12 protein-coding genes are annotated in these 15852 nt (G+C 45.1%); 7 read left to right on the forward strand and 5 right to left on the reverse strand.

All coding sequences use genetic code 11. The annotated features are described in order from the left end of the window. Positions 1–6: 6 nt before the first annotated feature. Both AC3WU2_RS02115 and AC3WU2_RS02120 read right to left on the reverse strand, forming a co-directional pair. Complete coding sequence (locus AC3WU2_RS02115; protein ID WP_492450847.1) at positions 7–1185, reverse strand: acetoin utilization protein AcuC; 1179 nt, start codon at positions 1183–1185, stop codon at positions 7–9. Between the two features lie 37 nt (positions 1186–1222). After that, entirely contained in the window at positions 1223–1855 is a 633-nt protein-coding gene (locus tag AC3WU2_RS02120; protein ID WP_492450849.1) for a GNAT family N-acetyltransferase, read from the reverse strand. 294 nt (positions 1856–2149) lie between these two features. Here AC3WU2_RS02120 and acsA point away from each other — a divergent pair, with 294 nt between their 5' ends. From acsA to AC3WU2_RS02140, 4 genes are all read left to right on the forward strand, one after another. Next, the gene (gene acsA, locus AC3WU2_RS02125; protein WP_492450850.1) at positions 2150–3874 is read left to right on the forward strand and encodes an acetate--CoA ligase; all 1725 of its coding nucleotides are present in this window, start codon (positions 2150–2152) and stop codon (positions 3872–3874) included. Positions 3875–4111: 237 nt separating this feature from the next. Next, positions 4112–5515: an ABC transporter substrate-binding protein gene (locus tag AC3WU2_RS02130; RefSeq protein WP_492450852.1), complete on the forward strand. Its 1404-nt coding sequence runs from the start codon at positions 4112–4114 to the stop codon at positions 5513–5515. Positions 5516–5646: 131 nt separating this feature from the next. Continuing rightward, positions 5647–6540, forward strand: a complete 894-nt coding sequence (locus AC3WU2_RS02135) for a carbohydrate ABC transporter permease (RefSeq protein WP_026263881.1) — start codon at positions 5647–5649, stop codon at positions 6538–6540. Positions 6541–6685: 145 nt separating this feature from the next. Beyond that, a complete protein-coding gene (locus AC3WU2_RS02140) occupies positions 6686–7534 on the forward strand; it encodes a carbohydrate ABC transporter permease (RefSeq protein ID WP_379342846.1) in 849 nt (282 codons plus the stop codon). A gap of 44 nt (positions 7535–7578) precedes the next feature. Here the strand turns inward: AC3WU2_RS02140 and AC3WU2_RS02145 are convergent, their stop codons facing one another. Then, positions 7579–8445: a MerR family transcriptional regulator gene (locus AC3WU2_RS02145; protein ID WP_492450855.1), complete on the reverse strand. Its 867-nt coding sequence runs from the start codon at positions 8443–8445 to the stop codon at positions 7579–7581. A 101-nt stretch (positions 8446–8546) separates the two neighbouring features. On the opposite strand from AC3WU2_RS02145, the gene AC3WU2_RS02150 reads away from it, so the two are divergent. Together AC3WU2_RS02150 and AC3WU2_RS02155 are read left to right on the forward strand one after the other, a co-directional pair. Further along, positions 8547–9197, forward strand: coding sequence for a GNAT family N-acetyltransferase (locus AC3WU2_RS02150; RefSeq protein ID WP_492450857.1), 651 nt, complete (start codon positions 8547–8549; stop codon positions 9195–9197). A 138-nt stretch (positions 9198–9335) separates the two neighbouring features. Next, entirely contained in the window at positions 9336–10208 is an 873-nt protein-coding gene (locus tag AC3WU2_RS02155) for an alpha/beta hydrolase family protein (protein ID WP_492450859.1), read from the forward strand. A gap of 56 nt (positions 10209–10264) precedes the next feature. Here AC3WU2_RS02155 and AC3WU2_RS02160 read toward each other — a convergent pair whose 3' ends face one another. Continuing rightward, entirely contained in the window at positions 10265–11566 is a 1302-nt protein-coding gene (locus tag AC3WU2_RS02160; protein WP_492450862.1) for a hemolysin family protein, read from the reverse strand. Positions 11567–11821: 255 nt separating this feature from the next. Here AC3WU2_RS02160 and AC3WU2_RS02165 point away from each other — a divergent pair, with 255 nt between their 5' ends. Beyond that, positions 11822–12604 (forward strand): DUF1836 domain-containing protein, encoded by a 783-nt coding sequence (locus AC3WU2_RS02165; protein ID WP_492450864.1) that lies wholly within the window; start codon positions 11822–11824, stop codon positions 12602–12604. A gap of 48 nt (positions 12605–12652) precedes the next feature. Here AC3WU2_RS02165 and AC3WU2_RS02170 read toward each other — a convergent pair whose 3' ends face one another. Next, on the reverse strand, positions 12653–15799 hold the full coding sequence (locus AC3WU2_RS02170) for a transglycosylase domain-containing protein (protein ID WP_492450867.1): 3147 nt from the start codon (positions 15797–15799) through the stop codon (positions 12653–12655). Positions 15800–15852: the final 53 nt, after the last annotated feature.

Raw genomic sequence — 15852 nt, forward strand, 5'->3', positions numbered from 1 at the left:
GTCGATTTATGGGATATATTGCAGCGCGATCTCATTTGTCTTACGATTTTGAATTGAAATTTCCGAACGCCTCGGCATCGGTTCCCATTTGGTTTGGTCATCTAACCAGGTTGTTGGAATCGGGACCGGGGCTTTTTGTTGCCATCGTGCCACCCAACTCTCTGGTAGGGGCATCAAGGGATCCTGCTGTAATTGGGATAGGAGAGGATGGTCGGTCATTTCTAACCATAAGAGACTCCATGCCCGCGGGACAACGCGCCAAATGTCGTAACCACCGCCACCGAATGCTGTCCAGCGTCCGTCGCAGTATTGATGCGCCAATTGATGGATGATTGCAGGCATTTCCTGATAAATTCGCATGCTGCAGTGTTGATGCGAGAGGGGGTCATAGGCATGCGCATCGCATCCATGTTGGCTGACAATGATGTCAGGCTTGAACATAGCGGTTACACGCGAAATAGACTCCCGGAAGCAATCGAGCCAAGACTCATCTTCGGTATAGGGTTCCAGCGGAATATTGAAGCACGTTCCATAACCATCGGACTCACCGCGTTCCGTAACAAAGCCTGTTCCAGGGAATAAATATTTGCCAGTCTCATGAATTGAGTATGTACAGACATTCGGATCGGTATAGAATGACCATTGCACCCCGTCCCCATGATGTACATCCGTATCGATATAGAGGACACGCGCATTATAATGTTCACGCAGATAAGCAATGGCAACCGAAGCATCATTATAGACACAGAAGCCTGAACCACGGTTCGATAGAGCATGATGGAGACCGCCTCCCAGATGCAGTGTATGCCTGCTTTTACCGGACATGACGTGGTCAACCGCTGTAATCGATCCTCCGACGATGGTTGAGGTTACTTCATGCATTAGCGGGAAAAAGGGTGTATCTTCGCTTGTGAACCCGAAGAGGTTAGCTTGCGCAAGCCACATCGGCTCGGGATTGGGACTGCTTAATCCTTTGACGGAATGAAGATATGCGGGTTGATGAATCGTGAGCAGCTCGTCCTCCGTTGCGGATCGCGGTACGATAATATGCTCCGGCGAGAGCGCTTTGATTTCGGTCAGCAGGTCGTAGGTGAGTTCCAGTCGTTGCTGGTTAAACGGATGATCATCATTGAAACGATACTTTAATTCATCTTCATGATGGATGAACATAGCATTGATTAACATGCGATTGTGGTACCTCCTACCTTTGCCCACTAGCGAATTAGTACATAAATCGTTGTTGAAACCGTACACGATCGAACTGCTGCTCGGAGAGAAGTGGTACGTCTTTGCCGATACGGACCATAAGACAGTTGGCAGGATGGGAACAGATTTCTGGATCGTCAGTCGCATACCAGATCATGCCGACAGATTCCATCAATTTCTCCATCATTTTGCGGTAATCCCATACACTGAGTTTGCTGCCTTCCAGATCCCAGTGCCAATAATACTCGGTTGTGAACACAATATAATTTTCCATCTGATCTTCTTCAAATGCGGTCTGAATCATCTTTTTGCCTAGTCCATAAGAGCGGTAATCATTCGCGACTTCAACGGCGCCAAGCTCGACTAAATCCTGCATGTTCCCCTGAGACCAGCGCTCCATCTCATCAGCATAATGGAACGTGACATAGCCCACAATGGTATTCTCATGCCGTGCGATAATGATGCGTCCTTCCGGTAAATCCGCAATTTCGATCAGTGCTTCGTGTTGATCCTTCGGCCTTCGGAAGGCGTCAAGATCCGGGTGCATATCCAGCGCTCGCAGCACTTCAGGGCGAATGGGGCCTTCAATAATAAGCACCAGCTCTTGATGCTGCTGAATATGTGCATGATAGATCTTCCGATGTTCCACGGATTCAACTCCTTTCCTCATCTCCTCTCACTTATATCATGGAAACGAATCTTTGAAAAGGAATAGGCGAATGAACAGAGGTATGCTATAATGAGATTTGCCATAAATTATACAAATTTATCTTCTTGACATCACGAACTGCATACGTTGTAACATCGTTCATCTCTCAAGTTAGCAGCCTTTGGTACTCAGAGTATAGCGCATCTCATATTTTATGAGACTTGTAAGCGCTGTCGCTAACATTGCAGAGAAACTATATTTATTCTTACTGAGATATTATGGGAGGATGAAACAATGGGAAACGTGCAAGGTGAAATTATCGAGGCTGTAGCATCAACATCGAACATGGGCAAGTATGAAGACATGTACAGTCAATTTAAGTGGGAAGAGATCGAGAAGAACTTCTCCTGGTACACGACAGGACAAGTAAATATGGCATATGAGGCAATCGACCGTCACGTCGAGCAAGGTCTCGGTGACAAAGTTGCGCTCTATTATAGCGATGCAACGCGCGATGAGCAGTATACATTCGCAGATATGAGAGCCAAATCGAATCAGTTCGCGAATGTGCTTCGCAAGCATGGCATTCAGCGTGGGGAACGCGTGTTTATCTTCATGCCGCGTACGCCTGAACTGTATTTCAGCTTGCTCGGTTCGCTCAAAGTTGGCGCTGTGGTAGGGCCGCTGTTCGAAGCCTTTATGGAGACGGCAGTCAAAGATCGTCTCGAAGATAGCGGCGCGGTAGCTGTTGTGACGACGCCAGCACTTCTGGGACGCGTTCCAAGAGAGCAGTTACCTGATCTGAAGCATGTGATTCTGGTAGGATCAGATGTTCATGCAGGGGAAGGCGAAATTGATTTCTATGCTGAAATGGCAGAGGCTTCGGAGGAGGCAGAGATCGAATGGCTAGGACGTGAAGACGGCCTGATTATTCACTATACCTCTGGTTCTACGGGTAGACCGAAGGGTGTATTCCATGTTCAGAATGCGATGATGCAGCATTATTTCACGGGTAAAGTCGTGCTTGATCTCCAAGCCGATGATATATATTGGTGTACCGCTGACCCAGGCTGGGTAACGGGAACATCTTACGGGATTTTTGCACCATGGTTGAATGGCGCGACGAATGTCATTCGTGGTGGCCGCTTCAGTCCACAGGATTGGTACAATACGATTCAGAAATATAAAATTACGGTTTGGTACAGTGCGCCGACGGCGTTCCGGATGTTAATGGGTGCAGGCGATGACATCATTTCGCAATTTGATTTATCGAGCTTGCGTCACGTCTTATCCGTAGGCGAGCCGCTTAACCCCGAGGTTGTTCGTTGGGGCATGAAAGTGTATAACCAACGGATTCATGATACGTGGTGGATGACCGAGACCGGTGGACAGCTTATCTGTAACTATCCAGGGATGACGATCAAGCCGGGTTCGATGGGACGTCCAATTCCAGGTGTGGGCGCTGCGATTATTGATGATAGCGGGAATGTGCTTCCTCCGTATCGTATGGGGAATTTGGCGATCAAGACGCCATGGCCATCGATGATGCGTCAGATCTGGAATAACCCAGCGAAATATTCGGAGTATTTCCGGCTTGAGGGCTGGTATGTCTCAGGGGATTCGGCCTATATGGATGAGGACGGATACTTCTGGTTCCAAGGCCGCGTCGACGACGTGATTAATACGTCAGGGGAACGTGTGGGACCGTTCGAAGTGGAGAGCAAGCTGGTCGAGCATCCTGCGGTCGCTGAGGCTGGGGTTATCGGCAAGCCGGATCCAATGCGTGGAGAGGTGATTAAGGCGTTCATCTCGCTTCGTGAAGGCTTCGAACCATCGGAAGAGCTGAAGGCGGATATCGCGAAATTTGTCAAAGAAGGTCTTTCGGCGCATGCAGCACCGCGTGAGATCGAATTTAAGGATAAATTGCCGAAGACGCGCTCAGGTAAAATTATGCGTAGGGTATTGAAAGCTTGGGAGTTGAACTTGCCGACAGGCGACCTATCCACGATCGAAGATTAAGCAGATCTCAACTTGTCAATGCAACGAATGACTTAATTAGAAATTTATGTATTGACAAATTTATGAAATAAGATATATATTTTTTATAACAAAATATTTACAACCATAACATGTTACCTCATGAAGGGCATTCGTTATGAAGCAGGTAAGTCAGAGATGCTTCTATACGTATGCCCTTTTTTGTGTCGGTTTGATTGTATTATTTTGTAATTACTAGCAAAAGAGAGGGGTTTTCGAGTGCAAAAGAAATGGGGCAAATCAATTACGTTACTTCTCATCACGGCACTATTACTCATGCTAGCAGCAGGATGCGGCGCGAAGAAGGAAGAGACCAAAACGGAGCCGACGACAACGACTGAGACCAAGACGGAGACCAAGACAGAACCGACTACCGAAACGAAAACAGAACCAACAACGGAGGCAGCTGGCCCTGAATTAGAGGGCGACTTCGAACTTCAGTATTTCGTCGGAGGATATGGTGATGGATTCTGGAAGGAGACCATCGCGGAATTCGCGAAGAAATATCCGAAGCTGAAAATTAAAGAATCTGCTGGACCGAAAATTAACGATCAAATGAAGCCGCGCTGGATTCAAGGAAGTCCACCGGACTTCGTATATATCGATGGTGCTGGAGCTAATGCGACGCAAATGGTGAAAGACGATCAATTGCTAGACCTAACCGATTGGTTAGAGACAGCGAAGAATGAGGACGGCAAATTGATCAAAGATCTCTTGATCATGCAGCCGGTGAAATATGATGGAAAAATCGCACCAATTCCATTTGTATTCGGAACATGGGGCATTTTCTACGATAAAGCGGAGTTCAAGAAAAATGGCTGGAATGAGCCGAAGAACTGGGAAGAGTTCCTAGCGGTATCTAAGCAAATTCAAGATTCCAAGAAGATGTATCCATTCATTCACACTGGCAAATATCCATACTACATCAACGGCGGTCTTGTCGACACAGCCATCCTCGTTAATAACAACTATGACACTTCGATCTTCGATAAAATGCAAGCGCTTGAAGCAGGCGTCTTCAAATCCGATGCTGTTAAAAAAGCACTTGAGCAAGTGAAGCAAATGGTTGACGCGAAATTCATTGACCCAGCTTCTGCAGCCATCAACCACACAGATTCCCAGTCGTTATTCTTGCAGCACAAAGATGCGTTCATCCCGAACGGACTATGGGTAGAGAATGAAATGAAAAAAGACGTACCTCCAGGCTTCGAATTTGGTTTCGTACCATCGGTTACACAACCAGCTGGCGGCAAATTTGTAGCGATTCCGTACACATCTACGATCGGTGTTGCGAAGAAAGCGAAGAACCCAGAGGCAGCGAAAGCGTTCATGCAGTTCATTCTGACAGAGAAAAACGCAGTGCGTTGGGCTGAAATTACAGGCGCATTGGATAACATTAAAGCTGATTTGAGCCAGTCTGATAAAGTTAGCAGCTTGTCCAAACAGGCTAGCGGCTATTATAACTCTCCTGATACCATCGTTGCTCCATACATCGAGTTGAACGCAGACGTGGATAAAGTGAAACAGGATTCTACACAAGCTCTTGCAAACGGCAAAATCACTCCAGAAGAGTGGATGAACCGGATGGAAGCTGCAGCGGAGAAATCCCGCGGTAAGAAGTAATATCCATCAAACGTCATGAGGGCAGCCCCCTCATGGCGTTTATTAACTAAGAGTAGACCTATGGGGTGATAACCGTGAATCAAGCTCCATCGATTGGCCAAGCCGTGGGAAAGCCCGCAGCAGGTAAAGGGATGAATTGGAAAACAAAGCGTAAGCTGTTTATCTTCGTATTCACAGTACCTACACTATTGTTCTTCTGTTTATTTATGATCTATCCGATTATTCAAGGCTTATATGTCAGCTTCTTTGACTGGTCTGGTGGTTCGGAGACCAAAGATTTCATTGGATTTGATAATTATAAGGAAATGCTGAATGACCCGATCATAGGACATGCAATCTATAACGATTACTTTCTCGTCTTCTGGAAGGTGATTGGTATCGTTGGCTTAGGGACTTTTTTTGCGGTAGCGGTAACAAGATTGCGCTTGAAGGGTGCGGGATTTTTCCGTCAAGTATTCTTTATTCCGAATATCTTATCGGTCGTCGTCATCGGTGTTCTGTGGAATTATATTTATAACCCGAGTATCGGATTTCTGAACTCATTCCTGTCTTTATTTACAGAGAATAAGGTTGAGATTTCTTATCTTGGGGATGAAGCGTATGCGATGTGGTCTTTACTGCCGCCAGCGATCTGGGCAGGAGTAGGGTTTGTTATGGTTCTGCTGGTCGCATCCATTCTGAACATTCCCGCTGAGTTATACGAGGCGGCGAACTTGGATGGTGCTTCCCAATGGCAACAATTCACGCGGATTACGATGCCGCTAACGTGGGAACAGATCAAAGTGTCCATTCTGTGGGTGGTCATGACGACATTGAACGGTTCTTTCGTTATTGTCTGGATTATGACAGAAGGCGGTCCGGATAATGCGACTCAAGTTATGGGTTCCTATTTGTATCAGATGGGCTTCAGACAGTTCCATATGGGCTATGCATCGGCAATTGGCGCACTAATCTTGATACTTTCGCTGATTACGACACTGGCTCTGCAGCGCATTATGCGCCGCGACACGCATGAGATGAGTTAAATGATTGGAGATAATGCTTACGAAGTGAGTTTTCGCTCCGCGAAAACTCGGCTTATGCTTACGATGTGATTTTCCCTCTGGGAAAATCTTAGTCTATGCTTACGATGTAAGTTTTCGCTCCGCGAAAACTTTTAGGAGGACGCCTATGCACAAAAAAACGCTCGGTTCTTCAATCCTTAGCGCAATCATCTATGTGATCATGATTCTATGGGCGCTCTGCGTATTGTATCCTTTGGTATGGTCTGTATTTGGCTCGCTCAAAGATAATCAGCAGTTCCTGCTCAAGATGCCTTGGAGCCTGCCGGAATGGCCCTTGCTATGGGAGAACTTCGCGAATGTATGGACCAATTACAATGTTGGAACATACTTCATGAACTCGCTTATTGTTACGATTGTGAGTACGGTGCTAGCTTTGCTGTTATCGTCGACCACGGCTTATGTTATTGCACGTTTCCGATTCAAGGGGAGTCAGGCGCTTTATAATCTGTATCTCGCGTCGATGATGATTCCGTTGATTCTAGGGTTAATCCCTTTATTTTTCCTCTTAACCGATCTTCATCTAAGCAATACGTTATTCGGACTGATTCTGGTCTACACAGCGATGAACGTATCTTTCGGGGTATTCGTACTCGTAGGTTTCTTCAAGACGCTGCCTAAAGAGTTAGATGAATCCGCTTCAATTGACGGATCATCAGACTATGGGGTATTCTTCCGAATCATGTTGCCATTAGCGAGACCAGGCTTAATCTCTGTAGGAATTATGAACGTGCTGAACATCTGGAATGAATACGTGATGGGTACGGTCCTCGTGAACGATCCATCGAAGTACACGCTGCCGATCGGCATTGCTGTAATGCAGGCGGAGATGCAGTACCGGACCGAATGGGGCCCGTTGTTCGCAGGCTTGCTCTTATCGATCATTCCAGTTTTAGTTGTTTATTTCATATTCCAGCGACAAATTACGAGTGGTATGGTAGCAGGTGCGGTCAAGTAATCTCTGTCATGGATCTCGTACTACAACAGAAAAAGACGTTCAAATCATTTTTGATTTGAACGTCTTTTTTGTGTGTTGGTCATAGATTTGGTCGATATCTGTATGGAAATTTTGGTGATATAGTCATTTTCATCCGATGTTGTTGACTCATCGATAATGCTTTGTTCATAAGAATATCCGATTAATGAGAGATTATTTTGCTCCGCATAGGTGATGATTTTTGAATAGGTTCGGACTAACGCGTCCCAACCGCCTTTGTTGTATGCTGTCAAATAATGACCTTCAGGTTTGATAAAGATATGCGGATAATCGGATTCCTGATCTAGCTGGGTGTAGACATATTCATAATTAAATATTTCACCTTGAACAATATCATCGAATCGAGACATACTGCTGATCGATATCCCATCGTAGAGATCGTGCGCTCTACAGTTTTCCATATATGTATATAGGATGCGCTGGACGTCTTTTTCCTCTTTTAAATAGAGGGATTCACTCAAAGCCAAATATTCTTCTGCCCGTGGAATGATTTCAATGGAATCAATATAAGAATCTTTATTTTCAACGAGGGACGAGATTTTTTTGGTTAATAACTGATCTATTCTTTCGAGAACTCGCATCTGATCATTTACTTTGGATTTCTGCTCTACTAACAGGGAGATCAATTCATCAGGAGACCGGTTTTCCATATAGGCTTTAATATCTTTGACGGATATATCAAGTTCACGCAGGGCAAGAATGACAAGCAATAATTCACTTTGCTCGTAAGCATAATAGCGGTATTCATGTTTGTCCTTGAACTGAGGCTTGAACAACCCAATGTCATCGTAATACATCAGTGTCCGTTTGTTGATATGATGAAGTTTGGCAAATTCACCTGTGGTGAAATGATTTTTTGGAAGTTGGTCCATAAATCCCTCTCTTGACTATACAGTTACTGTATACCTTATTGTAGGGTCAGGTAGAAGTCATGTCAAATGACAGTAGATTGTAAGGTAGGGAGAGGAAAAAAATGATTGAATATCGATCCATGCGCGAGCAAGACATACCATCTTTAATGGGATTGTGCAGTACGGTATGGGAGTTTGAGAGGGACTGCTCAGATGACAAGATTCTGCAGCATATAGAGGGAGCTTTTCTGTACCTAGCGATGGCTTCTGGTAGTTTCTGGGCGGTAGCGGTACGAAACGGAGAGCCTGTCGGAGTTATTATCGGTCGTCATAAGAGTAAATATCAGCTCTACTCAAATTTGAAATATGGAAAAATGCTAATACCTGCAACTCTAAAGTTATTATTATCAACTGAAGGCCGTGCGTTCATTCGCTCTATCTTGACGGCAGACAGACTTCAGCAACGCATGTTAAAAAATGTACGATCGAACAATTATGACGGGGAGCTTGTCTTGCTCGTAACACATCCGGATGTACAGGGGAGGGGAGTTGGCAAGCAGCTGTTGCATTCGTTCATTTCGTATATGAAGAAGAATCGAGCTTCGAATTTTTATTTGTTCACGAATACAAAATGCAATTATCCCTTCTATGACCGACAAGGTTTTCATTGTGTAGAGAAACAACACGTTGAGATTCAACCAGGTATCGCTCAAACCAATTTTATGTATGAACTTCAACAATTGCCAGACGATGAGATGTGGCAGGATGCTTAAACGTGTTGTATATATTTTACTAGCTATTGTTGGATGTTGCTTCTTGGCCATTGGTGTATGTATCTATCAGAATAACTATCAAATGATTGAAAAAAAGTCACGATCAATACCTCAGCAGGTGTACTAACAGGAACTCTCGTGACACCCAAAGACTTCGAAGGGAAATTAGGGCTTGTTGTATTTGTTCATGGGGATGGTCCTCAGAATGATTCTTATGATGGTGGTTACAGACCATTATGGGAAAAGCTTGCAATGTCAGGATACGCTTCGTTGTCTTGGAACAAACCTGGGATTAATGGATCGAGCGGAAATTGGTTGCATCAGAGTATGGAAGATCGCAAACAAGAAGTGATCGAGGCGATTGCGTGGGCCCGTCAATTCCCTGAAATTGATGCGAGTAAGATTGGGTTATGGGGAGCGAGTCAGGCAGGGTGGGTGATCCCCAAAGTCTTACGGGACGACCGAGGGATTGCCTTCAATATTCTTGTTGCGCCCGCGATTAATTGGGTCTCACAGGGAAGATACAATACAAGCGCAGTCATGAAAGCTGAAGGCTACTCAGATCATGAAATTGCTACCAAAGAGCAGCAAAGTGATAAAATACTGGCGCTGCTCGATAGACATGCGCCTTATGAGGATTATCTGGCGGTGGTTGATACGGAAGACCCTATGAGCAGGGATCGCTGGGGATTTGCTCAAAAAAATTATCAATCGGATGCGATGAATGACTTGAAGTATAATCAGAGACCATTATTGCTAATCCTCGGAGGTCAGGATCAAAATGTCGATGTGAATAATACAAGGGAGGTCTATAAGCAGGTTATTGATCCAAAATGGTTATCCATCCGATATTACCCGAATACAGGCCATTCCATGATCAAAGAAAGCATTGCCTCGTCCGCCATATTAACGAATCTAACGGCTGTATTTTTTCCGAGGCAGCTCATGGTAGATGGCTACTTGGAAGATATCACCACATTCCTTCAATCCGTTAATCCAAAATCACCGTAACAGAGAAAGCCCTCTCATCTTCATCTCGAAGGTAAGAGGGCTTTTCGTATGATACTTTATTCAGATGCTTCCGCGTCTATTTTTTTCACTTCGACCCTGCGAATCCGGTGTTTATCGGCTTTCTTGATCGTAAATAGGAAGTCTCCATAACGCCATTCTCCGCCGCGGGATAAATCGGGATGCTGCTCGAAGAGCCATCCGCTAATCGTATCGACATGCTCACTCTCGAAATGCGTGTTCAGGATGTCATTGACTTGGGAGAGTGGAACCATCCCATCTAGGATATAATGGTCATCATTAATCTTCTCGACAGGCGCTTGTTCATCCGCATCGAATTCGTCACGAATCTCACCGACAATTTCCTCTAAAATATCCTCGATCGTTATCATACCGGAAGTACCGCCGTATTCGTCAATGAGTACCGCGATATGTGTACGTTCTTGCTGCATACGTTTGAGCAAGGTTTTGATCGGGATCGCTTCGGATACCGTCAGTACGTTATGAATTAATGGCTTGATGTTCGTACCGTCGCAGAGATCTTTATTTACAATGAACTGCTTCGTGTGAATCATCCCGATAATATGGTCTTTGCTCCCAGAGATGACCGGAAAACGTGTATACTGTTCGCGTTGTATAATCTTAAGATTCTCTTCCATCGACTGATCTGCATCGAGACAGATCATATCGGTCCGAGGAACCATAATCTCACGGGCTAATAGATTGTCAAAGGCAAAGATTTTGCTAACGTAGCCGTATTCCGTTGTATTAATTTTGCCGCTCTCGTAGCTCTCATTCAAAATAATCTGAAGCTCTTGTTCGGAATGGGCTTCATCATGCTCCTTCGCGGGTGCCAGTCCGAATAGACGGACGATAGCGTTCGCAGATCCATTGAACAACCAGATGAGCGGGTACATGATTTTATAGAAGTAAATAATCGGACGGGCTGTCAACAAACTGATCGTCTCCGCTTTACGAATAGCAAATGTTTTGGGTGCCAATTCACCGAGTACAACGTGCAGGTAAGTCACCAAAAGAAATGCGATAATAAAAGATATAATGGACGCTGCACGATCTGCAATTCCTAGTTGTTCGAATAGGGGATGCAGTAGTTGCTCGACCGTTGGCTCTCCTAACCACCCGAGGCCAAGAGCGGTAATGGTAATACCGAGCTGACAGGCGGATAAGTAACCATCAAGATTGGAAGTCACAATTTTGACAGCCATTGCATTTTTACGGCCTTCTAACACCAGTTGATCGACTCGGCTGGGCCGCAACTTAATCATTGCAAACTCGGTAGCAACGAAGAAAGCTGTTGCGATGATTAGTAATGCGACAAGAAATAGATTGAGAATAGGCATTAGATTCTCTAAAGTCTCCTTATGGCTTTATTTTATTTAATATGAGTTCTTATGAACTTATACTATGAACTAATTATAGGAGTAATATTCAATAATATCAAAGTCGATTTCGAATGCATTTCATCGTTATCCGTTCATTTTGGGGGTTTACATCCAGGGAATAGCATCGAATCGCTTATTTATGCTCGCTTTGACAATCAGAAGCGAAAGTCTTAAGATAAGTTCAAATGAACTTATTGCGAAAAGGGGATCTCCATGGAGATTTTTACGATAACACGATACCAAATGTCGGAGTTGCTCAGCGGTATAGCCTATACAGGTTCCAAATCACCGTTAGTGATCTTGCAGCAAGCTTGGGCCAAGACACATGCTGCTGAGAAGACGAGTGGCAAGATGCTCGGCGCCTTCGTTGAAACCTCGTTGCCGCCTATTTTTGAGAAATTAATCAAGATGACTGCACGCAGCACAGGATTTTCACTAAATGAAATTATCGCGTTAGGCAATCAGATTGAATACTCTCACTATTCGATTACGTCCGTACAGAATTGGGTGAAGCGAGATTTTAAAGACCTTATCAGTGTACCAGACCATGGAAAAAAGTATTCCATCGATCAAGCGGCACTTATTTTTATGATTGATGATCTAAAGGCTACGCTTGATTTTGATTCTATCCGTAAACTGCTTACGATTGTATTCGGCCAAGCGGAAGCAGGGAACACGCGTCGTCCTGTAAGCCCTTTGCAGATCTATACGGCATATACATCGATTTTTGAGCAATTGGATAAAAATAATGACCAGGTTTTGGATTTATCCGGACATGAGAGCGGGAAGAGGAATCAAGATCATATTTTGGAAAATTTAATCAAGCAAAAGGCAGATGAATATGCTGCGGGACTGAATGAAATTTCGGAGAAGGAGAGGGAAGCGATAAGTAACTTGGTATTCATCACGATGTTGTCTGTCCAGACTTCTTATTTTCAATCGATGGCCAAACGATTCTTTAACGCAACCTTATTCCTTCAGCATATGACACCGTAATACACGAAAAAACGCCCAGCGCACGATTTGTGCACTAGGCGTTTTTATTTATTCTTTGTAGTACGCTGCAGATGAAGGTGAGGATTCCCCCGCATCATTGACTGCAGTTACACGGTAATAGCCAGTAAGGCCAGTACCGATGTATTCAAAATGCGACTCTGGCGAAGAAGCGAGAAGGGTGAAGTTCCCATCTTTCTTATCGCTGTAGTAAATTCGATATTCTTTGACAGAGGATTTGGAATTGTTCTGCCAAGTTAATTCAAGGCCCATATTCGATGACTTCGCTTTTAGTTTACTAGGCTTGGACGGTGGTCCTGACTGCTCATTATCCTGTGGATTCGTGGTCTCGCCACTCGTATTCCCTGTTGGATCGGTTGTGCTTGGGTCCGTTCCAACGGATGATCCAGGATCTGTCGTCCCTGGATCTGGTGTGACCGGAATGCCTGGAAGGTTCGAACTGCCTCCATTGGCAGATACGATGGAGCTTGGTGCAGATTCTTTGCCTGCAACATCAACAGCCGTCACATAATAACTATATCCATTACTGCCGGATACGAAGTTCGAGAATCGAGTAGGTTGCCCTGTTAACACCGGTGTAGAAGTCACTTGATATCCGCCGCCGTTCATCGAACGGTATAGGCGATAGCCAACAACGTCTGCTTCACTATTCGGAGTAAAGGTGATAATCGCTTTCCCACCGGAATTCTGAAGCTGCACATTTTGCGGTGCTCCTGGTGCATGCCCGTCGTCTGATCTCGGATCTGTTTTGGATGGCGCATCAAGATCCGCATCCTGCGGCAGATAGGATTGAATGGATTTCCGGCTGCTGCTCGGCATTCTAGGCAATGCTTTTTGTATTTCCTCGATCAAGTCTTGAATGGACTTCTCTCGCTTGACGACAACCTTTTCTTGCACCATATCTGCAGGGGTCGCGTCTTGCGCGATATAATTGACGCCGTTATATGAAATGATCTTCATACTCGTAATGGCGTCATCTCGCTTAGTCGGGATGAATTTCTTGTTAAAGATATCGGTCACAAGCCGATTCGCTTGTCGCGTTAGATCCGTAGGAAGCTTACCACTGTAGCCTGACACGGTCATAGATACAATACCTTCTGGCTTCTCGAATGCTTTGGTCTGGAATAATTCCGGTCTGATATCAGTAACTTGATTCATAATCGTCGCCCAGATTTTACGAGCGCGCATTTTCCCGTCACCTGTCAACGTATTGATCTGCTGCTCATAACCCGCCCAGACGCCGAGTGTAATATCAGGTGAGAAGCCCATGAACCACACATCGCCATAATTTTGTGTCGTACCCGTCTTACCGGCAATTGGAATTTTACCATACTTCTTAAATTCTCCAGTCAATCGACCTGCTGTTCCTGAAGGTCCAGCAATGACCGTACGGAGCATATCCTGCATAATATATGCCGTCTGCTCGGAGTATACGGTTTGAGGGTTATTCTGATGCTGATAGATGATAGTTCCTCTGGTATCCACAATCTTCTGAATGATATAGGCATCGTTCAGAACGCCTTTGTTCGGGATCGTTCCGTAAGCATTCGTGAGCTCCTCAACAGAAACCCCGTACTTCAGACCCCCGATAACGCCTGTTTGCGCATAGTAATCTTCCGGTTGAATGGAAGTAATCCCGAGCTTCTTCACGAAAGCCCATGCGTTCTCGATCCCGACTTTATCCAGGAATATCTTCAAGGCTGGTAAGTTGAGTGATTGGTTTAATGCTTGCCTTGCCGTAACTAAGCCTTTGTAGCGATTATTCGCATTTTTCGGGATATGGAAGCCTTTTGTTCCGTCTTTGAGCACGATCGGTGCATCGTCAAGGATGGTAGCAGGTTGGACTGAACCATCTTCGATCGCTGGCAGATAGGCTCCAATTGTCTTCATCGCAGAACCAGGCTGACGAAGCATTTGTGTCGCATAGTTCATTTGTTCAACATAGTAGTCACGACCTTCGATCATCCCGAGGATTGCGCCTGATTTGTGATCGAGCATGACAGCTGCTGTTTGCTCCATGCCTTTTGTTTTGCTGTCCGGAGAGAAATTCTTCGGATCGCTAGCAATCTTACGCATTGCATCATAGATCTTCTTGTCGATCGTTAGATATATTTTGTAACCGCTGCGCAGCATTTGCTCACGTGCATCTTGCATAAGCTCCGCATTTTCTTTCTTACGCAAATCCGCAACCGTCAATGATGGGTTCTGTTGGAGCACCAAGGCCTCCGAAGCAGAACGTTCCGCTTCCATCATGAGGTAAGGGTATGTATTATAAGCTTTTTGATTCGGCTTCGCGAGTGAGGCCTTAATATCGAAGCTGAGGGCCTCGTCATATTGTTGTTTTGTAATTTTTGATTCTTCAAGCATACGACGCAGTACGAGCTTTTGGCGTTCGACGGCGCGTTTGAACCCCTTCTCGTTAAATGCGCCTTTCCCATTAAATGCAGAGTACGCACTTGGCAATTGTGGCAACCCTGCAATATATGCGGCTTGCGCGATATTGATCTTATTGATCTCGAGATTGAATATGCCCTTGGCAGCGGCTTTGACACCGAACAGATTGTATCCTGTAGAGCCATTACCGAACGGGACTTTGTTCAGATAAGCCGTTAGGATTTCATCCTTGGTCAAGAATCGTTCTAGCCGGATTGCGAGGAAAATCTCTTTGATTTTCCGATTGTTCGTACGGTCTAGATTCAGAAATACACGTCTGGCGAGTTGTTGCGTAAGTGTACTTCCGCCGGTCTGAACATCTTCATTCAATACTTTCTGCTTCACGGCCCGGAACACGCCGTTGATGTCGATTCCAATATGATGATAGAAATTATTGTCTTCAATGGCTAGTACCGCATCGATTAGTGGCTGTGGAATATCCTTCAGCGCGATTAATCGTCGGTCTTCGTCGGTTCGCAGTTGTCCCACTAACGTCCCGTCGTTAAAATATACGAATCCTGTCTCAGAATTCTCGTGTATCTTCTCATCAATGAGTGCGGCAGATCGAACAGGGTCTTCTTTGACAATGGAAGCAACATAGCCGACAACGGCACTGCCTCCGAATAACCCTATCGTAAATCCGACAAATAACAACCATTTCGTAATGCTCCAAGCGATTCGTCCACCGGATCTTTTCTTGGCAGCAGGTTTATCGGATTGTGTCTGCAAATTTTCTTCGTCCATGCATTGGCCTCCTTTTAACAGCACTATTATAGCATAAGTGGGGTACCTTTTGG

The sequence above is a fragment of the Paenibacillus sp. EB106-05-06-XG162 genome, assembly GCF_058791655.1.